The sequence below is a fragment of the Comamonas sp. w2-DMI genome (assembly GCF_040187735.1).
In the GTDB taxonomy this organism is placed as follows: Bacteria; Pseudomonadota; Gammaproteobacteria; order Burkholderiales; family Burkholderiaceae_C; genus Comamonas; species Comamonas terrae.
In genome coordinates, this window is record NZ_JBANEL010000045.1 from 1 (window position 1) to 22549 (window position 22549).

The following is a 22549-nucleotide window of genomic DNA, read 5'->3' on the forward strand; positions in this document are numbered from 1 at the left end:
TTCAATGAATCGAGGCATGCCATCTCCTGAAACCGAGATGAATTGACTTTATTCAGGTCATGGGTTGGCTACGAGAGGGTTTTCACACAGCCTCGGTCGAGAGCACCAGTTCGCCCCAGGTAAAAGCGGTCACTCGAAATTCATGTCAGTCCAGTGACTGCTTCGCGGTTGGAGCGGACCTTTGTGGAGGTCGCGCTCCAACGACTGCTGTGGACATTAGTAGTCATCGGCATCTTTGAATTGGGCGACTGCAGACAGCCTGAAGCCGCTGATCCTGTGACGACCAGTGGCCTTCGATCTTGCGGTCTCGGCAGAAGTGGACATTCACGCGCTTCGCCAATGAACCTGGCGCCAAAGTAGCCGAGGCGCTCAAGGAGGGGATGCATCGGTCGGCCGCTGGACCTATCCACGCCGACACAGTTTGCGGACTACCTCAAGCAGGAAGATGCGAAGTGGTCGGAAGTTGTGCGCAAGGGCAACATCAAGGCCGACTGAGGCTCGTGCTGCTCGGCGGGTGCGTGCGATTCGAACAACGACAGGCGGAGTTCAGCGACCGGTATTGGCGATTGCTGCCGTTCAGACCCAGGATGGTGAATGACGCAGATCAGCCTGAAGCGTCCGGCCAGCGCTGCCGGTTCGAGGTATTCCGGGGCTCCAAGCCTGCGCGGCGGGGAGTGTCCGCAGGGCATTCCCCTGGAGGAAAGCGACATAACGCTGGGGTCGAGGCGATAGCTTCTGAGCGATGCTGACGCTAGTTCCCAGAGGCTTCGCAGCTCAGCTTCCAGATGGTCGTTACGCCGCCTTGCCTGCCAGCGCCGCCGCCTGCTCCACCAGAAACTCCACCAATACCCTCACGCGCGACGGCAGCAGGCGGCCATGCGGGTACAGTAGGCTGACAGGGCGTGAGCGACCGGCAAACGCCTGCAGGACTTCGACCAGCGTGCCGTCGGCCAGTTCCTTCTCGACCACAAAGCGGTAGGTCTGGAACAGTCCTGCCCCGGCCCGGGCCAGGCTCACCCCGGCCAGCACGTCGTCAGCGCACAGGTAGTGGCCTTTTTCGCAAAGGAGTTCTCGCTCCTGGCCGCCTTCCTTGAACAGCCAGGCAATGGGCCGGCCGCTGCTGGGCAGATCGAACTGGATGCACTCATGCTGCTCCAGATCCTCCAGAGTCTGCGGCTGCCCGGCCCGCTGCAGGTAAGCCGGGCTGGCCACCACCACCAACCGGGCGTCTTCGAGATGGCGGGAGACCAGGGTTGAATCCGGCTGCGCGCGGAAGCGGATCGCCACGTCGAAGTTTTCCTCGCGGAAGTCGATGTTGCGGTTGCCAATCTGGATCTCGAACCTGAGCAGCGGGAATTTCTCGCGCAGCGCGGGCAGCAGCGGCAGCAGCCGGTAGTGCCCATAGGTGGTGGGCGCGCTGATGCGAATGGTGCCGGAGGGCTCCACCTGCTCGCCCGTCACCTTGCGCTCGGCCTCCACCAGCTGGTTGAGCGCCGCGCGGCATTGCTCGAAGTAGTCCTTCCCGCCCTCGGTCAGGCGAATGCTGCGCGTGGAACGCACGAACAGGCGCACGCCCAGGCGCTTTTCCAGGCGCGAGATCGAACGGCTCACCGCCGCGGGCGTCACCCCGGCCGTGTTGGCGGCCGCCGTGAAGCTGCCGGCCTCGGCCGCCAGGCAGAACAGCTCGATGCTGCCCAGCAGGATGTCGTCGAATTGCCGGTGCATATTCATTACCTCGTGTAATGAGACAAGTGTACGAGATCCCATTTATTGCTTTTTGATGCGCCAATAAAGTTCACTCAACCGGCGGCGATCTTCAACAACGCCATACCGGTCACAGCAACCCCACGCATCGGAGCATCATCATGAGCAACGCATCTCCCACCGTCATCATCACCGGCGCCACCAGCGGCATTGGCCTGGGCCTGGCCGAGGCCTTTCTCAGAGAGGACTACAACGTGGTCGGCACCGGCCGCTCCGCAGAGCGTCTGCAAGCCACGGCCGAACATCTGAACGCCGGTGAGCGTTTCGTGGGCGTGGCGGGCGATGTGGGTCAGCCGGAGTCGGCGCGCAAGGTGTTTGCGCAAGCCATTGCCCACTTCGGCAAGGTCGATGTGCTGGTGAACAACGCCGGCATCTTCGCCGCCAAGCCCTTTGTGCAGTTCACGCCCGAAGAGATCGAAGAACAGATCTCCACCAATCTGAAGGGCACGCTGTACCCCTCGCAGGAGGCGGCCCGGCACATGAGCGAGCGCCGCGCGGGCAAGATCATCAACATCACGGCGGCGGTAGCCATGCAGCCGCATGCCAAGGTGCCAGCCCTGCTGGCCGTCGCCCTCAAGGGCGGGTTGAACCAGGCCACCCGCGCCTTGGCGCTGGAACTGGCCCCCTACGGCGTGACCGTGAATGCGGTGGCGCCTGGCGTGACGGACACGCCCATGCACGCGGCCGACGACCACGATGCCCTCGGCAGCCTGCATCCGCTGGGCCGCCTGGCCCGTGTCGACGAGATCAATGCCGCGGTGCTCTACCTCGCCAAGGCGGACTTCGTGTCGGGCACGGTGCTGCCCGTCGATGGCGCCTACAGCGCCGGCCGCTGAGTCCTTTCCCTCCCCCCGTCTCAACCGATTTTTCAAACGGAGCAGCAATCATGAAAGTTCTGATGGTCATCACCTCCCACGATCAACTGGGCAACACCGGCCGCAAGACGGGCTTCTGGCTCGAAGAACTGGCCGCCCCTTACTACGTGCTCAAGGATGCCGGCGTGCAGATCACGCTGGCCTCGCCCAAGGGCGGCGAGCCGCCCATGGACCCCAAGAGCAACGATCCCAGCTTCCAAACCGACCTGACCCGGCGGTTCGAGCAGGATTCGGAGGCGCAGGCCCAACTGCGCAGCACGGTGCGGCTGGACAGCGTGAATCAGGCCGATTTCGACACGGTCTTCTACCCAGGCGGCCACGGCCCGATGTGGGACCTGGCCGAAGACCGGCATTCGATTGCCCTGCTCGAATCCTTCATCGCCGCGGGCAAGACCGTCGCCCTGGTCTGACACTCCACGGCGGCCTTGCGCCACGTGAAGGCTCCTGACGGCAAGCTGCTGGTGGCAGGCAAGGAGGTTACCGGCTTCACCAATGGCGAGGAAGCCGCGGTGGGGCTCACCGAGGTCGTGCCATTCCTGCTCGAGGACGAGATGCTCAGGCTCGGCGCCACCTTCTCGAAGACGGCCGACTGGGGCGTGCACGTGGTCCACGATGGCCAGCTCATCACCGGCCAGAACCCTGGCTCCTCCGGCCCCGCCGCCAAGGCGCTGCTGGCCGCGGTCCGGTAAACCCATCAGCTCGGCACAGGGAGGCACCATGCCATCCATCGCAGCAAACTCCTTCCCGGCGCCGTCGCTGAACGTCTGGCGCGCCACGGTGGCCGGCGCCTGCGCCAGTCTGATCGGCATTGGGCTGGCGCGCTTTGCCTATACACCGCTGCTGCCGGCGATCATCGAGGCGCACTGGTTCTCTGCCTCGGCCGCAACCTATCTGGGGGCTGCCAACCTGGGGGGCTATCTGGCCGGAGCGCTGGCCGCTGGCGCCATGGCCCGGCGGGTGCCGGCAATCGTGGTGCTGCGCGCCATGATGCTGCTGGCGACGGCGTCCTTTGTGGCTTGCGCCGTTCCGCTGTCCTTTCTGTGGTTCTTCGCCTGGCGCTTTGCGGCCGGCGTATCGGGCGGCGCCTTGATGGTGCTGGCGGCACCCACCATCCTGCCCCATATACCGCCCAGCCGGCGCGGCTTTGTCAGCGGTGGAGTCTTTGCCGGCATCGGACTCGGCGTTGCCGCCTCGGGCACGCTGGTGCCGCTGCTGCTGCAACGTGGTCTGGTCAGCACCTGGCTGGGCCTGGCATGCGTCTCGCTGCTGTTGACCCTGGTGGCCTGGCAAGGCTGGCCGGGGCCTGCACATGCCGCTGCCGAGCCGCAACCGGCACCGCAGCAGGCAACACCGGCCCAGGCGCAGCCAACCGCCGGACTGCGTGCCCTGTATGCCGAATACGGCCTCAACGCCGTCGGCCTGGTGCCGCACATGATCTTCCTCGTCGACTTCGTGGCACGCGGCCTGGGCCAGGGCGTGGACGCCGGCGCACGCTACTGGGTGCTGTACGGCCTGGGCGCGGTTGCCGGGCCGCTGGCCAGCGGCCATCTGGCGGACCGCATCGGGTTTGGCCGCGCGCTGCGTATGGCCTACGGGCTGCAGATCATCGCCGTGGCGATTCCCGTGGTGAGCGTGGGCAGCGCGGGCCTGGCCATCTCCAGCGTGCTGGTCGGAGCATTCACGCCCGGTGTGGTGCCGCTGGTGCTGGGCCGTGTGAACGAGCTGCTGGCCCACCAGGGCGATGCCGCCAGGCATGCCTGGAGCCGCGCCACGACCAGCTTTGCCGTGTTCCAGGCGCTGGCCGCCTACGGGCTGTCCTATCTGTTCACGACCCGTGGCGGCGACTACCGGATGCTGTTTGCGGTGGGCGCCTCGGCACTGGCGCTGGCCTTGACGGTCGATCTGCTCGCCGCCAGAAGACGTTTTATCAACGGAGCCACACCATGAACAACACCATTTCCTATGACGCACTCGTCCACCAACGCCTGGCTGCACGCGGCCTGGCACTGCCCACGCCGCCCAGGCCCCTGGGCCGGTACACGGCCGTGAGCCAGGCAGGTGATCTGCTGTTCATTTCCGGGCAACTGCCGCTGGCTGATGGCAAGATCGTCTGGCAGGGCCAGGTTGGCCGGGAGCTGAGCACGGAAGAAGGCCGGCATGCCGCCGAGCTGGCCGCGCTCAATGTGCTGGCCCAGATCCATGCCCATCTGGGAGGTTTCGAGCGGCTGGACCATATCGTGCGCCTGGAAGGCAATGTGGCCAGCGCCGAGGGCTGGTTCCAGCAACCCGCGGTTATCGACGGCGCTTCCGAGCTGTTCGCGGACGTGCTGGGCGACAAGGCAGGCCATGCGCGGACGATCTCGTCGCCTTCCCAGTTGACGGCCAATGCGGCGGTCATCCTGGTGGTGATCGCGCAGATGCGTGCCGAGTGAAGGAGTAGAGAGATGTCTGAAGTCTTCCAGAGCGCTGGTGCGCAGCAGGTCATTGCGTATGCAAGAGAGAAATACCAGGACGAATTGCAGTTCCTCTGGCAGCGCTTTCCGAAGAACGCCATTCTGCGCAGGCAGGACAACGACAAGTGGTACGCCGCGCTGCTGGTTCTGGAAAAGCGCAAGCTAGGGCTGAACGAAGATGGCCTGGTGGACATCATCGACCTGCGCGGCGACCCCGAAGCCATCCGCGCGCTGGTGGATGGCAAGCGCTACTTCCCGGGGTTTCACATGAACAAGAAGCATTGGTACACCATGTGCCTCGATGGCTCCGTGCCCGTGGAGGAAGTGTTCGCCCGGCTGGATGAAAGCTATCTCCTGGCCAGGTAGCCCAAGCCGTGGGGTCGCCCATGAATGGCAGGCGGCCTCAAAGAAAACCTTGATGTCCCACTTTGTTGGGAAGAGGCTCGCCGCTGCGACCGGATGTTTGAAGTTCACCGCGCCCAGGACGGAACGGCCTGGGCGCGGTGCTGATCGCGGTTATTCCTTCGTCTCGATGATCCACCACATGGCACGCGGCAAGGCGCGGCCCGTGATGGGATGAATGTCGGTGAGGTCGGCGCGGGCCGACCAGCCCGAGGGCGGGCGGTAGCCGCACACGTCGCCCTCGCCGTGCCAGTGGCGGGCGCGCACCGTGCCGGGCGCGTAGATCGCCACCATGCGCGGGCGGTTGGTGGTGGTGCGGGTCATGGGGGTTTCTCCTTGCGGCGAAGCGCCCCGGTCAAGGCCGGGGCACTTGCCTTCGGCGCGGGTCAAGCGGCCAGCGCCTCGGCGGGTTCATCCGCCATTGCCTCGGTATCCTCGGGGGCGTCCTGCTCCGGGCCTGCCCTCTGCGCGGCATCCTGCGGGCCTTCGGCCTTGAAGATGGCGGGCATCCAGCCCGTGCCATCGGCCAGCCGTTCGGCTTCGCTGGCAATGTCGGCCTTCTTGAGCTTCGCCAGCCGGGTGACGTGCTGCGGCGCGTACTCGCCCACCGCATCCAGAATCACGGCCTTGGAAACGTGCTTGAAGTAGCCTTCTGCGGTCGGCTTCCACCATGCGGCCATGTCGAGGCCCACGGCCTGCGCCAGTTCCGTGCCGGGTTGCTGCACCGTGGCGCGGGGCGTCACCACGTCCACCGTGGAGGCCACGCACACGGCCAACAACCGCACCAGTTCGTCTTGCGGCTTCGCCAGCAGCGCGGCGAACAGTTCGGCGCTGTCCTCCGGCAAGGCTTCGCCCGCTACCTGTTGCAGTTCGCGCAGCGCCACGGCGGCAGGCGATTCCGGCCAGTCCGGGGCCATGCCTTCCAGCCGGTCTTGCACTTTCAGGCCCACGCCCAGCGGCAGAAAATCGCGGCTGCGGCCGTAGCGGCTTTCCTGCAAGACGGTCTGCACCATGCCATGCACCACAGCGGCCAGCGCAGCTTGCGGATGCCGGGCGACTTCGATTTGCAGCGCGGCGGTGCGATGGGCGCTCAGGCGCTGGGCCAGCCGGTCGGACATGGCGGCGGTCTTGGGCTGCCTGTCGTCGTCTCCGTCCTCGTCATCGTTCGCGGCGTCCTCGCTGCCGAACCCTTGGCGTAGCTTTTCCAACGTGCGCAGCGCCTTGGCCTCGGCCTCGCGCATCAGGCCGCGATGAATCACGGCCTCGCCGTTGCGGTCGATGGTAACGATGGCACCGGCTGCGGCCTTCACGTTCGCGCCGTAGTCCTGCAAGCCATCTTCCAGCGCCTGCAACTGCTCGCCCAGGGCGTCGACTTCCTCCTGCAAGGCGTCGGCCTTGTCCTCGTCGTCGGCGTCCAGCGCGGCATCCACGGCTTCGGCCAGTTCGTGCATCTTGTTTTGCAGCTTTTCGATACGCTGCGCTTCGCGCTTGTTCGGCTCGCGGCGCTCCCTCGGCGCACGCTGGAAAGCGTGCAGGTCGGCATGGGTCATGCCCGGCGTGGTATCCACCCACGCCCAGCCCTCGGCGCGAACTGTGGCGGCGATGCCCGCCAGCCGGTCTTGCGCCAGCCGTTCCAGCAGCGCGGCATCGGTCAGATACACGCCCGCGTCACCTTCCGCGAACAGGTCGCGGCGCACGCCGCCGCCTGCGGCCTCGTAGGTGTCCAGCCCGACGAAGCACACCAGCGGATGCCGGTAGGCGTCGATTTCCCGCTCGGTCAGGCGCTCGCGCAAGTGCGAGGGATGGCGCTGCCACTGCGGCGCGTCGTAGAACGCGGCTTCCTGCGCGGCGTGGTCGTCGGTGATGGAAAGGGCCATCAACTGGTCAAGGCTCACGGCGTCGGCCCGATAGTCCGCCATCAGACGCGGGGAAACATTCGCCAGCTTCAAGCGGCGTTGCACCACCAGCGGCGTGACGGACAAATCCGCCGCAATGTCCTCGATGGGCCGGCCTTCGGCCACCAGCGCGGCGAAGGCTTCAAACTGGTCTGCGGGGTGCATGGCCTCACGTTGCACGTTCTCGGTCAGGCTGGCCGTGCGGGCCGTGCCATCGGCCACCTGCAGGCATGGCACCTGCCAATCCTTGGCAAGGCGATGCTTTTTCGCCAGTAGCTTCAACGCAGCGAGGCGCCTGCCACCGGCCACCACCTCGTAATGCTCGCCATCGGCGGCAAGGATGACGATCAGGTTTTGCAGCAGGCCCACGCGCTGGATGGACGCGGCCAGTTCGGGGATGGACATGCGCGGGACGGTCTTGCGCACATTGCGGCCCGTGGGGCGCAGCACCAGCCGCGACAGCGGAACCAGAATCATGTGCTTGCTCGGGTCGGCGGCTTGCAGCGCGGGGGCTTGGACGGCGCGGGCTTCGGTAGTGGTAACGGCGTTCATGGTGTATCTCCAATCGAGTGAAACAAGGGAATGGAGGGGAAACCGCCCCTCCGGCGGGGAAAACGTCAGAGGGGGTCAAGCCTTGAGGGCGCGCATGCCATCGGCCAGCAGCCACAGGGCGCGGTTCAGGCGAATGTCGGAATCAATGCCCTGCACGGGCCGGGTGCTCTGGCGGCGTCCATTGCTGCTGCGGCCATGCAATCCGCCCTTGGTCAGGTTCTCCTGCGTGCGGTTGAACACGCTCCACAGGTCGGGGCGACGATCCTCGAACCGGCGCGGCATCAGGATTTGCGATTCGGTGACGGGCGCGGGCTTGTTGTCGGTGGGGTCGTACTTGAGGGCCAGCGCGGAACGGGCGAACACTTCGGCTTCGCCTTCATCCAGCGTGATCGCGCGCATGGCATCGCGGGATTCCTTCACGCGCTCGAAGCCGCTCAACACCTCGAAAGCGCCTTCAATGACGGAACCGGCCACGTCGCCTTTGTGGGGCACGCGCACATCGGCCACGGTGTCGCCGCAGACAAGGCCATTGCTGCACACGAACCGGAACATTCCGGCCAGCATCTGATAGCTGCTGGTGCCGTCATGCGAGTTCAGCAGCACGATTTCGTTAGCCTCCGCGCCGTTGATCTGGCTGGCGTGGCGCAGGCGAATCATGTGTTTGGTGTGCTCGCGCTTGCCTTCATCGCGCACGCGGGTTTGCGTCACCATGAAGGGCTGGAACCCTTCTTTCCGAAGCTCGGTCAGCACGGCAGCCGTAGGGATATAGGCGTACCGCTCGGAACGGCTCTCATGCGGGGCGTCCGCGAAGATGGACGGGGCCACGCTGCGAATCTGGTCATCGGACAGCGGGTAATCGCTGCGCAGCGAAGGGGAGCGGGAAGCGAAACGGGATGCGAGTTGCATGATCTTTCTCCTGACAAAAAGAGGTTTGCTGTTCACACCGCACACCGGATTCCTAGATTCGGAGCCCAGCCTTGTGGCTGTTCGGTGCGGTCGGCACGAGGAACCCGGTTGGCCCTCTTGGCCTGGTTCTCACCGTCTTTCCTGAGTTCATCGCCCGCGACGGTCAGGAGCGCGTGAACGGGTGCCGTCAAGGAAACAAGCGCAGGGTTGGTGCGGCCCGCAGGCGCAGCCGAGGACACGGCCCTGCGCGCCTTGATGGCGCACGGGCGCGGGCTACAGTCGCGGACAAGGTGATGAAGTCAGGGAAGACGGCTGGACATGGCAACAGCCGTCCCTGTGTGCCGAACCGCATGGCAAGCGCAAGCGCGCAGGCCCGAAGCTGGAAGCCGGGCCGGAGGCGTCAGCCGAGCGGAGCGAGGGAACGATGGAGGCCCGTCAGGGGCGAGACGCCGCAGGCGACTCGATGCGCAGCACGACAGCGCGACCGGCCATGTCTCCCTGGCCGGGAACGCCCTTACTCAGCCGTGAGATTCAACGTAGGCGGCGAGATGGGCCAGAGATGAGTTCATACCGATCTCATGGTCTGCCTGGGAAATGCCACGCGGTACGTTGTCGGCAACGACCGTGACGACCGTACCGTCCTCTACGGCCTCCAGCACCCAGCGCATCGTCATCGTCCCCGCGAAAGCAGGATCGGGCGAATCGAACACGAACGCCTGGACGATGCGCTGCTGCGGCACCAGCTCAACGAAGTGTCCGGCCACGACATCCGTGTTGGACGTTGACTTGCCGGGGGCCGACGCAAAGGTGAGCGTCATCCGAAACCGCCCGCCGACGCGCGGCTCGAAGATTTGGATCTCCATCGTCGCACCGTCCGGCGGCAACCACTGCGCCACGGCCTCGCATACCACGAAGGCATCGTAGATCGCCGAGGCCGATGCCTTGATGTATCTGGACGCCGCATCGCGGCGACCCGTCGAATGGGTCATGGCTCTGCTCCCGTGGTCAGATCAAACAAGACTGTAAGCGATCCAGTCCCGGCGGGCATCGGGAGGAGAAACGGGGCGCCTTGCGACACCCCAGAAGAATCAGACGACGATCCGCCCGACCAGCCGCGCATCGCGCGCATAGGCGCTCAACCGCTTCTCGGCCCGAAACGACAGGTCGCGCTCAATCGGCAGGCCCAACCCGCCGCGCACCGTCGCCAGCTCGCCCAGGCTGACCCAGCCGATTTCCGGCTCACCCAGCCCCAGGTCGCAAAGACCAAAGGCGTGATCGTGGTCATCGGGATCAATCTCGGTCAGCAGCCAGGTCGCGCCAGCGTCCGGCGTGAACAGTTTGACCACAGGCGCCGGATCGAAGTCCGGGTTCAGCAAGGATTCGCGGCCATTGGCCAGCAGCAGCGCACGCTGCTCGTCAGTGATGAGGACGTTGTTCATGTGAACTCCTGAAAGGATGCCGGGCGGAATTGCCCGAAACCGTCGGCCTCACGGCGCAGCGCAGCAGTCAAGGGTCAAGGACGGCCGCAGGACGCCAGCGTGCCTGCACGCGCAGCCCTTGCACTGCGAGAACAGCGTGGTACGGTGAAGGGGACAGCAAGCCGCCCACCCCGTACCTCCACCCACCCCGGTATTGCGGCAAGTGCGCAGCACGCGCAGGCCCGGTAAGTGCCGGAGCTGCGTCCCCCAGGCGCAGCAAAAAGGGGGCGAAGCCCCCGGGGATCAAAGCAGCCCACGCTCGGCGAACGACGTGGTGCGACTACCCGCGACGATGACGTGATCCACCACCTGCACGTCCACCAGCTTCAGCGCCGCCCTGAGCTGCTGGGTCATCGACTGGTCGGCCGCGCTCGGCTCGGGATTGCCGCTGGGGTGGTTGTGAGAAAGGATGACTGCCGCCGCATTGGCCCGCAGCGCTTCCTTGACCACCTCGCGCGGATGCACCGATGCGCTGCTGATGGTGCCCCGGAACATCTCGGCGTACTCGATCAGGCAGAGCTGCGAGTCGAGGAACAGCACCGCGAACACCTCATGCTCGAAGCCGGCCTGCTTGGCGCACAGGTATTCCTTGACCGTCGCCGGCGAAGTAAAAGACGCCCCGCGCTGCAGCTTGTGCTCGATGGCCTGGCGCGCAGCCTGCAGAATCTGGTCGGTGGTCGCCAGCAGGTAGCGGCCCTGTGCGTCACGCACCATCAGCGAGGCATCGAACGAGGAAAAGGACAGTTGCGACATGGTCGTGCTCCGGTTGTTCGGGCGGAATTACCCGGAACCGTGGAGAGCACGGCGCAGCGCAAGCAGTCAGGGGTCAAGGACGGCCGCAGGACGCAAGCGTGCCTGCACGCGAAGCCCTTGAGTGCGAGAACGCCGTGCTACGGTGAAAGGGACAGCAAGACCGCCCACACCTCGCCCACAACCCATCAGATATTTGGTTTTTGTCTTTCGTATTTGGTAATTTGCAGTAAGCGCAGCGCGCAGGCCCGGATCAACGAGCCAGGCCGCAGGCGTCAGGGATGGACGCCCGAATGGGGCGAAACCCCATAGGGGGTTCGATGCACACAGCACGACAGCCCGACGGCGGAACGCCGGGACGCCCGACACGAGGCATCAGCGCAGAATCTTCTCCATGGCTTTGCCCTTGGCCAGCTCGTCGATCAGCTTGTCCAGGTAGCGGATCTTCTGCATCAGCGGGTCGGGCACATCTTCCACGCGCACACCGCATACGACACCCTTGATGAGCGCCGTATTCGGATGGATGGCCGGCGCCTGGGCGAAGAAAGTCTTGAAGTCGCTGTGCTGGCCGATGTGCGTATCCAGCCCGGCTTGGTCGTAGCCCGTCAGCCAGCGGATGATCTGGTCCACCTCATCCTTGGTGCGCCCCTTGCGCTCCACCTTCTGAACGTAGAGCGGATACACGGTCGAAAACGCCATGCTGAAAATTCGATGTTCGACCATCCTCATTGCTCCTGCGAATCGAAGGAAGACAGCAAGCCGCCAGGCCAAGCTACGGTGAAAGATTCGCCAGACACTGTCTGGCAAATGAACCGAAACGGCATCCGCAATGCTCGTATCAACGATACGACAATCCCGCCAGTGCGGCCTGGAGAACAACCGCACCATGCCCGCTTAGCATGGGACTTCCCTGAAAGTCGAGTATGGTGGTGACACGACAGGCACCAGAACGGCAGGCACGTGTGCCGCCTCCGCTGGAGCCGGTGCCCATCTTTCAACAAGGGAGACAGGCCATGCGGCATCGCCATCCACTCTTAGCCGTCCTGCTAGCAGCATGCGCTCTTGCCGCGCCGATGGCGGCGCAGGCGCAATGCCTCGAATGCGCCCAGCAGATGCTGTCAGCCACGCTCACCGCCAACGCCTGGTACAACATCAACCAGTCCCAGATCGATGACAACAAGCGGCGCGACGCCGACCATGGCATCTGCTATGACGCCAACCGCCATCGGGGTCAATGCGGCGGCAAGGCAAGCGCCAAGGATCGGTTTGACGGCAAGATTCCCGACTGGACGGCCGGCGAAGCCAGGAAGATTCTCGTGGACGTGCTCAAGGCCGGCTATGCCAGCCGCCAGCGCAGCCAGGGCAAGGGCCAGGCCAGCCAGTGGCTCAATACGGCGGCGGGGGACATCGGCAGGCAGATGGCCGCGCTGGAGCCCGAATACTTCCGTCGCTGGGACGCGAGTGACAGAAACCCCGCCGACCAGTGGTACCTGGGACAAGTGCGCCAGATCGCCGAGCGCTACGTCAGCGGCCACCAGGGGCCGGGCCAGGGCGAGGCCATGATTGGCCAGGTGCCCGCCGCCACACGCCAGCGCGCCGAAGATGCCACCTTCGCCGTGCTGGAGCCACTCATCCAGCGCATCGAGAAATCGCAGGGCCAAGCCAGTGCCGTCAGCTGGGCGCGTGAAGTGGGTGGGGCCGTGGGCTCCGGCGTCAAGAACCTGGCTCCCGAATATGCGCAACGCGCCAAGGCCTAGGGCCGGGCCAGCGCGGACCGCTGGTATGTCGATCAGGCCACGCGCCTGGCGCGGCTTCAGGCCGCCAGCGGTCGCTGAGCATCGGCAGCCAGGCGCCGCAGTTTCGCTTGACTGGTGCGCGGCGATTGTCGTTTCACTGATACGAGAATTCTTTGTTCTAGCCTTGCATCGCCAGCGCGCTGGCGATGCAAGGCAATCACCGGAGATCAAGTAATCTCCACAACCATGGGCTCGCTAACTCAACACTGGGACGCATGAAGGGAGCAGGTCAAGGCCATAAACAGAAGTTCACTTGATGCACGCCAGGGTCTGGTGGAGGCTGATCAGAGACGTTCGGCCTTCCCTTCCAAGGTTCGCAACGACCAGTTCCGGACATTCGCTCAAAAGTGACCAGGTAAGTCGGGTCGATTCAGCCCACAGCGAGCCGTTCGAGGCCACCTCGACGATGCTGTTCCGCTACTCGGCACTGACCTTCCCCCGTTTTTTCATACGAAGTGATCTGTTGGACTGTCGCCAACGGAGCCACTACTCTTTTTCTGCCCAAGGTGGCCACACGTCTGCAGAGCGAGGCAGATGCAACAAACTCAGAACAACGCCGTACTGCTCTGCGTGAATCTTCATCTCCCGCAGCGGTATGTCGGCGCTAGCATGAGGAAACCAGATGGATGCGGGGATTTGAGTGCCCACCCTGTCATGCCTGACGTCTGCGTTAGCGGCGAGTGCTCCGTCGGGCACCGGGATAACGTTGTTGCGCGTCCTGAAGAACGCTCCTGCCTTGGCTGCCGGCTCGCTGGACCATGCCCAATTGATGAAACCATCATTGGACATCACCAGCACAGCCTTTTCCTCCGTGTACTGCAACCATTTCAGGATCGCCGCCGTCAGCGACACGCCGTAGCGATCGGCGCAATGCCCGAGCAAGTCCAGATCGACGGTGGCAGTAACCTGCTTGCGGTAGTCGTCGAGAGGCATCAGTAAGTACGACGCGAACAGGTCGGCTTGCCCTTCGATGTCCTTGTCATCTTTGGACCAGTTCAGCATGTCAGCATCGCTGCACTGGAACGACTCCCGGAGTTGCCGGTGCAGGATGTAATGCCCAAGCTCATGGGCCTGCGTGAACCGTACTCGACCGGGTGAAGACACTGATTCGTTGTAGAGCAACAGCCACTCCCTCTTTCCCCCGCCAGGAAAGAGCGCACCGTCGAAACCCTTGATGTTGGCAGCCTGCACCTGCGCGATCGGATCGGACCAACCAAAGATGCGTGCCGCCTCCAGTGCGAGCGGCGGCACGTCTACGGGAAACCGATCCACGCCATGAGCTGCGCTAAACACCTCGGCCAGTTTCGCTAACCGGTTGGCTGCGCGCGGTGGAGTCCAGGCCTCGGTCATTGCGAGGTCTTCTTGAAGGTGCTCAGAATTTTCCGAAGTTGCTCTTTCGCCTCAGGTTCGAGCTTCTGGTAGCCACGAAAGAATGCCTCATCCAGATGCCGTTCCTCTGGCGCCCGAACATCCTCTTCCAAGAAGTAGGTAGCAGCAACGCCGAGCGCGTCGGCTAGCGCCGTTAGTTTCTCTGCCGATGGTCGCTGAGATTCGCGGTTCTCCAGCTCCCAGAGATAGCTCTTGCTGAGCCCTGCAAGGTCAGCCAGCTTTTCGAGCGTCAATCCGCGCTCTTTCCGAAGCTCACGCAGCTTCTCGCCGAGACGTGTCGCCATGGTCCGTCTCCTGTCCAAAATCCGTGGACGAAGAATACCACGATGCCGAACTTTTTGTTTGACATCCGAGAGAACAGGTGTAGCATCCGATCGTGTTCACGATTCCGAACTTTTTATCATGACTCGCTGATACGAGCCAGATCGCCTCATAAGGAGCCTTTCAGGATGTCCCGTACCCATATCGACCATCGCGACCTTGTGCGGTTCGCTGAAGATAAGGTCAATCTGCCCAAAGACAAGGCGGATGAGTACCGCGCGCAAGCGCGGCGGCTGCGCGAGAAATTGGAGGGTTATCTCTCGGAACATCCAGATTTCTCGCTCAAGCGGATTCAACTTTCGGGCAGCCTTGCCAAGGGCACCGCGCTGCGGTCGCTCAACGACATCGATATGGCCGTCTACGTCAGCGGCTCCGACGCCCCGCACGACATCCAAGCGCTGTTGGACTACCTGGCCGAGCGATTGCGCAAGGCCTTCCCCAATTTCCGCCCAGATCAGGTCAAGCCCCAGACCTATTCGGTCACCGTATCGTTCCAAGGATCGGGCTTGGACGTGGATGTGGTTCCGATCCTGTATGCGGGCCTGCCCGACTGGCGCGGCGATCTGATCAGCCAGGACGACGGATCTTTCCTGGAAACCAGCATCCCGCTGCACTTGGAGTTCGCGCGCAAACGCAAGCAAGCGCAGCAAACGCACTTTGCGCAGGTTGTGCGGCTGGTGAAGTTCTGGGCCCGACGCATGAAGCAGGAGCGAGACGGCTTCCGGTTCAAGTCTTTCATGATCGAAATGATCCTGGCAAAGCTGTGCGATGACGGCGTGGACTTCTCCGACTATCCCGAAGCGCTGCAGTCATTCTTCACCTACGTCGCGAAATCGAACCTTCGCGAACGCATCGTCTTCGAGGATCACTACAAGGCCCCTAGCGTCGCCAAGCTCGACGATCCCGTGCAGATCATCGACCCGATCAACGCCAGCAACAACGTGGCGCGGCTCTATACGGTCGAGAACGCCGATGCCATCGTCGATGCCGCTCTGGATGCGGGCGAGGCTATCGACGCCGCGCTGGCCGCACCGAACAAAGAGTTGACGCTGCGCTACTGGCAGAAAGTCTTCGGCCCTTCCTTCCAAGGTTGAACATCATGAGCTACAGCTTCACCGCGACCGAAACCAGGACCTTCACGTTGACGCATGCCAGGCACCTTGCTGCGAAGGTGTCGGCGGACCTCAAGCGCTTGCAGCGCTTGTACGGGCACATCACCGACGAACGCATCGCAGAATTCGAGGGCGAGGTCACCGAACTGCTACGTCAGGGCTATCTCGGAACCGTCACCTATGGCTTTCAGCGCGACGATAAATGGATCGAACCCACCTTGCGGTACACCGCAAGCGACTTGACAGGAGGCGGCACAGATGATGATCCTGGACGCGTGCTTCCGGGGAGGGACATCAGCGGCGCGCAGTTTCACAGTTACTTGACGTACAGCGCCGCTTGGGACGCCCTGACGACAGAGCAACGTGCGGCGGTCAAGAAGCAGTTGCCGCTGCAGCGTGTCAGTGGATCGGAAGCCGCAGTCAGCAATGGCTACTTCGCCGACGACAAAACCTATTCTTCCGGCGGCCGCTCGCTTGGCCGCGCGAGCGTAAGGAGCTATTGATGAGCCAGCAACCCAATCTCCAGGGCCTGTTCGAGCGCCCGATGACGCTGCCCGACCCTGACGCACAAGCGCGTCTTGCGCGTCTGGTGGGCATGGACGACAAGATCAAGCGCCTGGCCAACATGCTGGGCGTTCTGATCAACCCGTCGGGCCTCCGCAAATGGCAAGACAAGCACCACGCCGACGCTGCCAACCTGCTCGATACCGTCATCCGACGCCCGCCCCTGGTCGTGCTCGCTGGCGATGTCGGCTCGGGCAAGACGGAGCTGGCGGAGACCATTGGCGACAAGGTAGCCCGCCAGGAGGACATCGACATCACGCTGTTGCCTCTGAGCCTTTCTTCCCGCGGCCAGGGCCGGGTCGGCGAGATGACTCAACTCGTTTCTGCTGCGTTCGAGCACGCGTTCAATGAGGCCAGCAAGTTCAAGTCGGCCAAGGGTGCCGCACGCGGCGGCGTCATCCTGCTGGTCGACGAAGCCGATGCACTGGCCCAGTCGCGTGAATCCGATCAGATGCACCATGAAGACCGGGCGGGCGTCAACGCTTTCATCCGCGGCATCGATCGATTCGCGAATGGTGGGCTCCCTGCGGTAGTGCTGATGTGCACCAACCGGTTGAACGCCTTGGACCCGGCAGTGCGCCGCCGAGCTGCGGACATCCTCGTATTCGAGCGACCCGATGCCGCGCAACGGCACGATGTCTTGTCGCGTCGCCTTGGGAATGCCGGATTCGGCAAGGCCGACCTGGATGCGCTTGTGGCCGCGACGGGCGAGCACCCCAAGCGCGCCTATGGGTTCACGTATTCGGATATCACGCAACGGTTGTTGCCCGCCATCGTGCTGGACGCGTACCCGGAGGGCCCAATCAAGCCATCGCGCGCCATCGAGCTGGCCCGGTCGATTCTGCCGACGCCGCCGTTCCGCGATGCGTGACATCGACGCACAAGATGCGATCAGACAAGCCAGCCGTACAGCGTACTGACAAGGAACCACCATGACCCAAGCCGTTGCCGTCCGCAGAGACGGAGATGCGTTCCAAGCCAGAATCTTCTGGCGCAAGGCCGCTTGCCTGCTCGACCCGACGAGTCCAGTGACGGTAGTAGGGTTTGAGTCGGGGCCGAAGGGTTTCGACGATGTGTGGGTCGCCTACGCGGCCGACCGTGCGCCCGGGGATCATGAAGGCAGGCCTATCCTTCGGGAACACATCCAGTGCAAGTGGCATGTCTCCATCAATGATTTCGGATATGCCGACTTGGTTGATCCGGAATGGATCAACGCGAACAAGTTTTCATTATTGCAGCGAGCCCGCGCGGCACAGGTCGCCCACGCGCGTGATGGCATCGGCGCCCGGTTCAAGCTCCTCACCAATTGGCGAGTCGGACAGGCCGACCCACTACGCAGCTATATCAATCAAAAATCGAAGACCCTGCGCTTGAAAGATCTATTCGACGGAACCACCGATCGCTCTGCCGCCGGCAAGGTCAGGAAGCTTTGGCGCGAGCACCTCGGTATCGATGACCAGGAACTCATGCTCCTTGCTCGCACGCTGTCGTTGGACACGGACTCCACCTCTCTTGACGATCATCGGGACAACCTTGATCTGCTGTTCGAAAACCGCGGTCTGCGGCGCGTTCCCATGAACGAGAGCAGCTTCGTCTACGACGACGTTGCGTTCCAGTGGCTCGCGCAAGGTCGTCTGGAGTTCGATCGACAGACTTTCCGGGAGGCCTGTAAGCGGGAAGGTCTGCTGGCTGGCGACGGCCACGCACATGTGGTGTTCGGGGTGAAATCCTTCGAGCACCCTTTTGACCGACTGGAAGATCGATGCACTGTTGTCCTCGATCTGATCCCGCACTTCGACGAACGCGCGATCCGCGATCAAGCCGAATGGGCAACGACGCTCTATCCCAAGCTCAAATGTTTCCTGCAGACTGCGGCAAGGGACAACCAGCATCTTCGGCTGATTCTCGACGCTCACATTACGCTGGCCTTCGCCGCCGGATCGGTACTGAACATCAAATCCGGCCGCAACGTCGAGATCGAGCAAAGAACCGTGCATCGGAATGTTTGGCACTCAAGCGACATGCCGCGCGACCCGTCCTGGCCCGGGTGGGAATTCGATCTGGAAACGGTGAACGAGCCCGAGGGAGACATGGCTGTCGCGGTATGCCTCACTCACGATGTGGTTCCCGCCGTGAAGGCGCATCTTGCAGCTTCCCTGCCGCAGGCGGGTTCATTGTTGATTGCCCGTCCGACCTGCGGCGCTGGCGCGCGGTCTATAGCGTGTGGTCGGCACGCATTTGATCTGGCCGAAACATTGGCGTTGCAGATCAACCAGAAACGCAATGGGAACAAGCCACCGCTGCACCTCTTCATCGCAGCACCGAACGCCTTCACGTTCTTCTTGGGACAGCGACAGCCAAGTCTCGGCAAGACTACGCTGTACGAATACGACTTCGAAGGCGCGAATGGTGGCGGCTATAAGGCTTCTGTATCTCTACCCATCTGATGCGTTCATGCAGCCAAGGGATGCCCTCGCAAGCCTTATAAGTGACCCAAGATTTCTATGAGCACTTGAACACACGAAGTTCGCTCGTCTACGCCGCAGCAAGTTGTCTCGATAGATATTGAACGTCACCATGCCTCCATGCAGCGTACTCATGGAGTCCAGGGTGGAACACCTACCACAAGCATCCAGCATCGACACCGGCCAGCCCCTCCCCTTGCCAGGCACGGAGGCCTACGAGGCACTGCCGCAGTTTCCGAAGCACAGCGCCCTTCCCTTCCGGCGCACCATCCGCCGCCAGGAACTGCGGCAGATCGTTCCCCTGGCCGAAACGACGATCTACGAAATGGAGCGCCGCGGCGAGTTCCCGCGCCGCTTCAACCTGACCCCGCGTTGCGTGGTGTGGGACCTGGCCGAAGTCGAGGCATGGGTCGAAGAACGAAAGCAAACACCTCGCAGCCGCACTTCCAAGCCGGATGTCCATCAACGAAAAACCCGCCCTGTCCGGGCGGGTTCGAGTGAGGCATGAGACCGGGCAACGGCTCTCATCCAACCAAGGCTTCCAGAGCCTTCGACGCCGAGCGCGGCAACCGCCGCCCCTCCTTCGCCACGTTGACTTGCAAGGCCACCCGCGCCACGTCAAAAACGTCCTTGGCCAGCGTATAGCTGCCCTTGGCTTGCAACCAGGCCAACACGTCCGCCAAATGCCAGATCGACGCGCTGCCCTCGTGCACGGGCGTCGGGAAGCTGCCCGGATGGGCCAGCATCAGCTTGCGCATGTTCTGCCGCGACACGCCCACGATGTCGGCCACATCGGTCAGCCCGACCAGATCAGGCGCCACCTCGATCAGCCGGGCCAACGGCGCAGCACGGCGTACATCGGCGAGCGCACTGCGTACCGCCTCGTCCGCATCAACGGCTTCACGGGTGAACTCCAGCGCCAGCCGCCCCGGTTGCCCGATACCGACCAGGGCATCGTCACAACCGGCTTCGCCTAGACGCTCGACCAGCGTATCGGCGTCGCGGTCCTCGTCCGCAAGCTGGTATTTCAAGGTGAACGTGTATTCCATCGCGCTACTCCTGGGCACCGTCGTCAGCTTCGCGCTGTTGGCGGTGCGTGGTGCAGTTGTCCACGACGCGCCGCAAGGCGCGAGCGTGGTTGCAGGGGTTCTTCGGCGTGCTCCAGATACTGGTGATGCAGAACTCGCCGCAGCGGCATTCTCTATCGTTGTATGGGCAGTAAATCCGCCCCCAGGCATGACTGCCGCCGACTTCGACGCGCCAACCCTGCCCTTCGGCATACCTGAGAGCTTCCTCGACCTCTTTCTTGGGATGCGAGTGGCGAGCCATCAGTAGCCTCCAGTATCGGCACAAGCCCAAAGGTTGTCAAGTGACAACCTTGCCTCGGCAAAATTGCCCCGCATACCGCGCGGCTCAACCATCAGGAAGTTCAGACTTTCAGGTTTTCGATCACTCAGAGTGATCGTTTCCTCGAAAAAATAAACCTGACGCAAACCAGCAAAGATCGATTCAAAGCAAACCATGATGGCCCCCTTCTACCCGAGCGCACTCAACGCCGGCACGGTCACGTTCTCCGGCATCAGCTTCGCCACATAGGTCTGTCCGGCGCCCCAGGCATCGACCAAGTGGGCCCACTCTTGCAGCATGTGGCGCCGCTGCTCGGCGTATTCGGCCTTGTTGTAGACCGAACGCGAGGAACGCCCCTCCTCGTGCGCCAGGCACTTCTCGATCCAGTCGCGGTTGAAGCCGATTTCGTTCAGCAGCGTCGAGCCGGTGCGGCGCAGGTCGTGGACGGTGAACGGTTGTAGCGACAGCCCCTTGGCCTTGGCGCCTTCTGCCACGAGCATCGTGATCCGATTCAAGGTCGCATTGGACATGCACCGCTGTGGATCGTAGCGAGAAGGAAAGACGAATCTTGAGCCTGCCGCGCAGGCGTGCAGCGTGACGAAGATGTCGAGCGCCTGGCGCGACAGGTAGACCACGTGCGGGTTGCGCCCCTTCATCCGCTGCTTCGGGATCGTCCACGTCGCATTCTCGAAATCGACCTCATCCCAGGTGGCCTGGATCAATTCGCTCTTGCGAACCAACGTCAGCAGGATCAGGCGCAGCGCCAGCTTGATGGTCGGATAGGTCGCCACCGTTTCCAACTGCTGCACCATCAGCCGGATTTCCAGCGGCGACAGGGCACGATCCTTCGGCACGAAGGTAGCGATCGAGGACGGTCCCACGCCGTCGGCCGGGTTGACCACCTTTTCGCCGTGGGCGATGGCGTAGACGTAGACCTGCTTCACGATGTCCCGGATCTGAACCGCAGTGGCTGGCGCTCCGCGCTCCTTGACCTTGTTGCACAAGATCCGGAGGTCTTCGGCCTGGATTTCGGTCAGCAGGCGATTCTGGAAGACCGGCAGGATGTCCCGGTCGATGATGTGCATGCGCGCGGCGCGGGTGCTGTCGGCCCACCTCGTATGGGCGAGGAACGTCTCCATCGCCGCGCCAAAGGTCTTGATGGCACGAACCCGGCGCTTGTCGCGTTGCTTTTCGAGCGCGGGCGAGATGCCCTGGAGAACGGCTTTGCGCGCCTCCAGGAGCAGTTCGCGCGCCATTGCCAGCGAAATACCACCTGGCCCGTAGCGGCCGATGGTCAAGGTCTCGCGGCGGCCATTGAGACGGTAGTCGTAGCGGAAGGTGACGGTATTTGCGGGCGATACCGTCACGTACATCCCATCCCGGTCAGAAACCTTATAAGTCAAGGACTTAGGCTTCAGATTGCGCAGCGCTGTGTCGGTCAGCATCGAGATTTTCTCCTTTTTTTTGACGGCTTTTACCGTCAGGGACCAGGAGACCCGCTGATGCCCGGAAAGCCGCATGAAATAAGCTTTCCCGAGAAGGCTTTTACCGTCAAAGACGGTAAAAGCCTCAATAGTGAACGAGAGTGTCTTAATCTCGCCTCAATTCTTACCGTCAGCTCTACCGTCAACCGTTTTTGCTGGTCGGCGATAGTCACCGATAGTTGTCGTGACGTATTTTCTTAAAAATCAATACGTTACGACATCCTTATCGATAGCTGGCGATAGTCCTTGAAGGACCTAAATTCACTCCCACTCGATTATCTATAGTCACAAAACCATGTTAAATATCAATGACTTACAATACGGCAACCAACTAATGCCATGAATAATGCCATGCTCAGATCAAGAGGATGAACACTGCCTTCGCTGTTGACGGGCAATGGCCTGCTCCAGAGTCTCCCCAGGCTGCCATCCGTACAGGTCGCGGACGCTCTTCGTTCTGGCATGGCCGGGAGGCTTGAACTCGTAGCCGGCAGCAGCCATCTCGGCGGCCATGTCCTCGGTGATGAAGAACGGTTCGTTTTCTTCGTTCAGTTTCATGCTGACACCATAGCGACGTTCTAAAAACCAGAAGTCTATCCACCTCCCTCCCAGCCGATCAGTCAAGGGGTCGCCTCAGAAAACGGAAAATAAAGCACGCTAAGCCGGTTGCAGCGGTCGTAGCGGCCTGAACTTGCCCGCGCCGATCTTGGCGCTGCTGCGCCAGAGGTAATCGCCGGTGAGGTTGATGTGCTCCCAACCGAGCGGCGACAGGTACTGCAACAGCGCGTCATCAACGGCATGGCCGTTGCCACGCAGCGCGTGCGCAGCCCGTTCCAGATAGACCGTGTTCCACAACACGACGGCAGCCGTTACCAGATTGAGGCCGCTAGCCCGGTAGGGGTCTCCTCGTTTTCAGTGCAATAAGTGACGGTACGAAAAGCTAGCACTGGCGCGGAGGTGGTGTTGGTAGATCGTTGATTTCATTGACTTTCCTGT

Annotated in this window: 25 protein-coding genes and 2 pseudogenes; 11 read left to right on the plus strand and 16 right to left on the minus strand. The window is 62.8% G+C overall.

Annotated elements, in window-relative coordinates; genetic code table 11:
• Positions 1-792: 792 nt before the first annotated feature.
• On the minus strand, positions 793-1725 hold the full coding sequence (locus V8Z74_RS24825; protein WP_349711966.1) for a LysR family transcriptional regulator: 933 nt from the start codon (positions 1723-1725) through the stop codon (positions 793-795).
• 140 nt (positions 1726-1865) lie between these two features.
• On the opposite strand from V8Z74_RS24825, the gene V8Z74_RS24830 reads away from it, so the two are divergent.
• The 5 genes and pseudogenes from V8Z74_RS24830 to V8Z74_RS24850 all read left to right on the plus strand — a co-directional run bounded on the left by V8Z74_RS24830 (position 1866) and on the right by V8Z74_RS24850 (position 5458).
• Entirely contained in the window at positions 1866-2600 is a 735-nt protein-coding gene (locus tag V8Z74_RS24830) for an SDR family NAD(P)-dependent oxidoreductase (protein WP_349711968.1), read from the plus strand.
• A 50-nt stretch (positions 2601-2650) separates the two neighbouring features.
• Positions 2651-3328 (plus strand): annotated as a pseudogene (locus V8Z74_RS24835) (type 1 glutamine amidotransferase domain-containing protein).
• A gap of 28 nt (positions 3329-3356) precedes the next feature.
• On the plus strand, positions 3357-4586 hold the full coding sequence (locus V8Z74_RS24840) for a YbfB/YjiJ family MFS transporter (protein ID WP_349711970.1): 1230 nt from the start codon (positions 3357-3359) through the stop codon (positions 4584-4586).
• Positions 4583-5071: a RidA family protein gene (locus tag V8Z74_RS24845; RefSeq protein ID WP_349711972.1), complete on the plus strand. Its 489-nt coding sequence runs from the start codon at positions 4583-4585 to the stop codon at positions 5069-5071. The genes V8Z74_RS24840 and V8Z74_RS24845 overlap by 4 nt, the downstream gene beginning before the upstream one ends.
• 12 nt (positions 5072-5083) lie before the next feature.
• On the plus strand, positions 5084-5458 hold the full coding sequence (locus V8Z74_RS24850; protein WP_349711974.1) for an MmcQ/YjbR family DNA-binding protein: 375 nt from the start codon (positions 5084-5086) through the stop codon (positions 5456-5458).
• A gap of 150 nt (positions 5459-5608) precedes the next feature.
• Here the strand turns inward: V8Z74_RS24850 and V8Z74_RS24855 are convergent, their stop codons facing one another.
• From V8Z74_RS24855 to V8Z74_RS24885, 7 genes are all read right to left on the minus strand, one after another.
• Complete coding sequence (locus V8Z74_RS24855; RefSeq protein WP_349711976.1) at positions 5609-5818, minus strand: hypothetical protein; 210 nt, start codon at positions 5816-5818, stop codon at positions 5609-5611.
• A 62-nt stretch (positions 5819-5880) separates the two neighbouring features.
• Complete coding sequence (locus V8Z74_RS24860; RefSeq protein ID WP_349711978.1) at positions 5881-7941, minus strand: ParB/RepB/Spo0J family partition protein; 2061 nt, start codon at positions 7939-7941, stop codon at positions 5881-5883.
• 75 nt (positions 7942-8016) lie between these two features.
• Complete coding sequence (locus V8Z74_RS24865) at positions 8017-8847, minus strand: DUF932 domain-containing protein (protein WP_349711980.1); 831 nt, start codon at positions 8845-8847, stop codon at positions 8017-8019.
• A gap of 518 nt (positions 8848-9365) precedes the next feature.
• Positions 9366-9836 (minus strand): SRPBCC family protein, encoded by a 471-nt coding sequence (locus V8Z74_RS24870; protein WP_349711982.1) that lies wholly within the window; start codon positions 9834-9836, stop codon positions 9366-9368.
• A gap of 99 nt (positions 9837-9935) precedes the next feature.
• On the minus strand, positions 9936-10286 hold the full coding sequence (locus V8Z74_RS24875) for a DUF2958 domain-containing protein (protein ID WP_349711984.1): 351 nt from the start codon (positions 10284-10286) through the stop codon (positions 9936-9938).
• Positions 10287-10568: 282 nt separating this feature from the next.
• Positions 10569-11078: a RadC family protein gene (gene radC, locus V8Z74_RS24880; protein WP_349711986.1), complete on the minus strand. Its 510-nt coding sequence runs from the start codon at positions 11076-11078 to the stop codon at positions 10569-10571.
• A gap of 372 nt (positions 11079-11450) precedes the next feature.
• The gene (locus V8Z74_RS24885) at positions 11451-11774 is read right to left on the minus strand and encodes a DUF2200 domain-containing protein (RefSeq protein WP_349711988.1); all 324 of its coding nucleotides are present in this window, start codon (positions 11772-11774) and stop codon (positions 11451-11453) included.
• 413 nt (positions 11775-12187) lie between these two features.
• On the opposite strand from V8Z74_RS24885, the gene V8Z74_RS24890 reads away from it, so the two are divergent.
• The gene (locus V8Z74_RS24890; protein ID WP_349711990.1) at positions 12188-12832 is read left to right on the plus strand and encodes a hypothetical protein; all 645 of its coding nucleotides are present in this window, start codon (positions 12188-12190) and stop codon (positions 12830-12832) included.
• Between the two features lie 525 nt (positions 12833-13357).
• Here the strand turns inward: V8Z74_RS24890 and V8Z74_RS24895 are convergent.
• Complete coding sequence (locus tag V8Z74_RS24895) at positions 13358-14221, minus strand: ImmA/IrrE family metallo-endopeptidase (RefSeq protein WP_349711992.1); 864 nt, start codon at positions 14219-14221, stop codon at positions 13358-13360.
• The gene (locus V8Z74_RS24900; protein ID WP_041190637.1) at positions 14218-14544 is read right to left on the minus strand and encodes a helix-turn-helix domain-containing protein; all 327 of its coding nucleotides are present in this window, start codon (positions 14542-14544) and stop codon (positions 14218-14220) included. Before V8Z74_RS24900 ends, V8Z74_RS24895 begins: the two co-directional genes overlap by 4 nt.
• 165 nt (positions 14545-14709) lie before the next feature.
• On the opposite strand from V8Z74_RS24900, the gene V8Z74_RS24905 reads away from it, so the two are divergent.
• The 5 genes from V8Z74_RS24905 (at position 14710) to V8Z74_RS24925 (ending at position 19230) form a co-directional block, all read left to right on the plus strand.
• The gene (locus V8Z74_RS24905) at positions 14710-15675 is read left to right on the plus strand and encodes a CBASS oligonucleotide cyclase (RefSeq protein WP_349711995.1); all 966 of its coding nucleotides are present in this window, start codon (positions 14710-14712) and stop codon (positions 15673-15675) included.
• Between the two features lie 5 nt (positions 15676-15680).
• Positions 15681-16196, plus strand: coding sequence for an HORMA-1 domain-containing protein (locus V8Z74_RS24910; RefSeq protein ID WP_041190930.1), 516 nt, complete (start codon positions 15681-15683; stop codon positions 16194-16196).
• Positions 16196-17128 carry an AAA family ATPase gene (locus tag V8Z74_RS24915; protein ID WP_349711997.1) on the plus strand — a complete coding sequence of 311 codons (933 nt, stop codon included), beginning with the start codon at positions 16196-16198 and terminating at the stop codon, positions 17126-17128. Before V8Z74_RS24910 ends, V8Z74_RS24915 begins: the two co-directional genes overlap by 1 nt.
• Positions 17129-17189: 61 nt before the next feature.
• On the plus strand, positions 17190-18704 hold the full coding sequence (locus V8Z74_RS24920) for an SAVED domain-containing protein (protein WP_349711999.1): 1515 nt from the start codon (positions 17190-17192) through the stop codon (positions 18702-18704).
• A gap of 151 nt (positions 18705-18855) precedes the next feature.
• Positions 18856-19230, plus strand: a complete 375-nt coding sequence (locus V8Z74_RS24925; RefSeq protein ID WP_349712001.1) for a helix-turn-helix transcriptional regulator — start codon at positions 18856-18858, stop codon at positions 19228-19230.
• A gap of 16 nt (positions 19231-19246) precedes the next feature.
• Here the strand turns inward: V8Z74_RS24925 and V8Z74_RS24930 are convergent, their stop codons facing one another.
• The 6 genes and pseudogenes from V8Z74_RS24930 to V8Z74_RS24955 all read right to left on the minus strand — a co-directional run.
• Positions 19247-19771 (minus strand): helix-turn-helix transcriptional regulator, encoded by a 525-nt coding sequence (locus tag V8Z74_RS24930; RefSeq protein WP_349712003.1) that lies wholly within the window; start codon positions 19769-19771, stop codon positions 19247-19249.
• A gap of 4 nt (positions 19772-19775) precedes the next feature.
• Positions 19776-20051, minus strand: a complete 276-nt coding sequence (locus V8Z74_RS24935; RefSeq protein ID WP_349712005.1) for a hypothetical protein — start codon at positions 20049-20051, stop codon at positions 19776-19778.
• On the minus strand, positions 20051-20245 hold the full coding sequence (locus V8Z74_RS24940; protein WP_349712007.1) for a hypothetical protein: 195 nt from the start codon (positions 20243-20245) through the stop codon (positions 20051-20053). The genes V8Z74_RS24935 and V8Z74_RS24940 overlap by 1 nt, the downstream gene beginning before the upstream one ends.
• A 12-nt stretch (positions 20246-20257) precedes the next feature.
• Positions 20258-21514, minus strand: coding sequence for a tyrosine-type recombinase/integrase (locus V8Z74_RS24945; RefSeq protein ID WP_349712009.1), 1257 nt, complete (start codon positions 21512-21514; stop codon positions 20258-20260).
• Between the two features lie 399 nt (positions 21515-21913).
• Positions 21914-22111 (minus strand): hypothetical protein, encoded by a 198-nt coding sequence (locus V8Z74_RS24950; RefSeq protein ID WP_063570105.1) that lies wholly within the window; start codon positions 22109-22111, stop codon positions 21914-21916.
• A 99-nt stretch (positions 22112-22210) separates the two neighbouring features.
• Positions 22211-22450: pseudogene (locus V8Z74_RS24955) on the minus strand (Tn3 family transposase); the annotation flags it as partial.
• Positions 22451-22549: the final 99 nt, after the last annotated feature.

Bases quoted from the DNA above. Each gene is read 5' to 3' on its own strand.
- V8Z74_RS24825 (WP_349711966.1), bottom strand. From the start codon at position 1,725: ATGCACCGGCAATTCGACGACATCCTGCTGGGCAGCATCGAGCTGTTC.
- V8Z74_RS24830 (WP_349711968.1), top strand. From the start codon at position 1,866: ATGAGCAACGCATCTCCCACCGTCATCATCACCGGCGCCACCAGCGGC.
- V8Z74_RS24840 (WP_349711970.1), top strand. From the start codon at position 3,357: ATGCCATCCATCGCAGCAAACTCCTTCCCGGCGCCGTCGCTGAACGTC.
- V8Z74_RS24845 (WP_349711972.1), top strand. From the start codon at position 4,583: ATGAACAACACCATTTCCTATGACGCACTCGTCCACCAACGCCTGGCT.
- V8Z74_RS24850 (WP_349711974.1), top strand. From the start codon at position 5,084: ATGTCTGAAGTCTTCCAGAGCGCTGGTGCGCAGCAGGTCATTGCGTAT.
- V8Z74_RS24855 (WP_349711976.1), bottom strand. From the start codon at position 5,818: ATGACCCGCACCACCACCAACCGCCCGCGCATGGTGGCGATCTACGCG.
- V8Z74_RS24860 (WP_349711978.1), bottom strand. From the start codon at position 7,941: ATGAACGCCGTTACCACTACCGAAGCCCGCGCCGTCCAAGCCCCCGCG.
- V8Z74_RS24865 (WP_349711980.1), bottom strand. From the start codon at position 8,847: ATGCAACTCGCATCCCGTTTCGCTTCCCGCTCCCCTTCGCTGCGCAGC.
- V8Z74_RS24870 (WP_349711982.1), bottom strand. From the start codon at position 9,836: ATGACCCATTCGACGGGTCGCCGCGATGCGGCGTCCAGATACATCAAG.
- V8Z74_RS24875 (WP_349711984.1), bottom strand. From the start codon at position 10,286: ATGAACAACGTCCTCATCACTGACGAGCAGCGTGCGCTGCTGCTGGCC.
- radC (WP_349711986.1), bottom strand. From the start codon at position 11,078: ATGTCGCAACTGTCCTTTTCCTCGTTCGATGCCTCGCTGATGGTGCGT.
- V8Z74_RS24885 (WP_349711988.1), bottom strand. From the start codon at position 11,774: ATGGCGTTTTCGACCGTGTATCCGCTCTACGTTCAGAAGGTGGAGCGC.
- V8Z74_RS24890 (WP_349711990.1), top strand. From the start codon at position 12,188: ATGCTGTCAGCCACGCTCACCGCCAACGCCTGGTACAACATCAACCAG.
- V8Z74_RS24895 (WP_349711992.1), bottom strand. From the start codon at position 14,221: ATGACCGAGGCCTGGACTCCACCGCGCGCAGCCAACCGGTTAGCGAAA.
- V8Z74_RS24900 (WP_041190637.1), bottom strand. From the start codon at position 14,544: ATGGCGACACGTCTCGGCGAGAAGCTGCGTGAGCTTCGGAAAGAGCGC.
- V8Z74_RS24905 (WP_349711995.1), top strand. From the start codon at position 14,710: ATGTCCCGTACCCATATCGACCATCGCGACCTTGTGCGGTTCGCTGAA.
- V8Z74_RS24910 (WP_041190930.1), top strand. From the start codon at position 15,681: ATGAGCTACAGCTTCACCGCGACCGAAACCAGGACCTTCACGTTGACG.
- V8Z74_RS24915 (WP_349711997.1), top strand. From the start codon at position 16,196: ATGAGCCAGCAACCCAATCTCCAGGGCCTGTTCGAGCGCCCGATGACG.
- V8Z74_RS24920 (WP_349711999.1), top strand. From the start codon at position 17,190: ATGACCCAAGCCGTTGCCGTCCGCAGAGACGGAGATGCGTTCCAAGCC.
- V8Z74_RS24925 (WP_349712001.1), top strand. From the start codon at position 18,856: ATGGAGTCCAGGGTGGAACACCTACCACAAGCATCCAGCATCGACACC.
- V8Z74_RS24930 (WP_349712003.1), bottom strand. From the start codon at position 19,771: ATGGAATACACGTTCACCTTGAAATACCAGCTTGCGGACGAGGACCGC.
- V8Z74_RS24935 (WP_349712005.1), bottom strand. From the start codon at position 20,051: ATGGCTCGCCACTCGCATCCCAAGAAAGAGGTCGAGGAAGCTCTCAGG.
- V8Z74_RS24940 (WP_349712007.1), bottom strand. From the start codon at position 20,245: ATGGTTTGCTTTGAATCGATCTTTGCTGGTTTGCGTCAGGTTTATTTT.
- V8Z74_RS24945 (WP_349712009.1), bottom strand. From the start codon at position 21,514: ATGCTGACCGACACAGCGCTGCGCAATCTGAAGCCTAAGTCCTTGACT.
- V8Z74_RS24950 (WP_063570105.1), bottom strand. From the start codon at position 22,111: ATGAAACTGAACGAAGAAAACGAACCGTTCTTCATCACCGAGGACATG.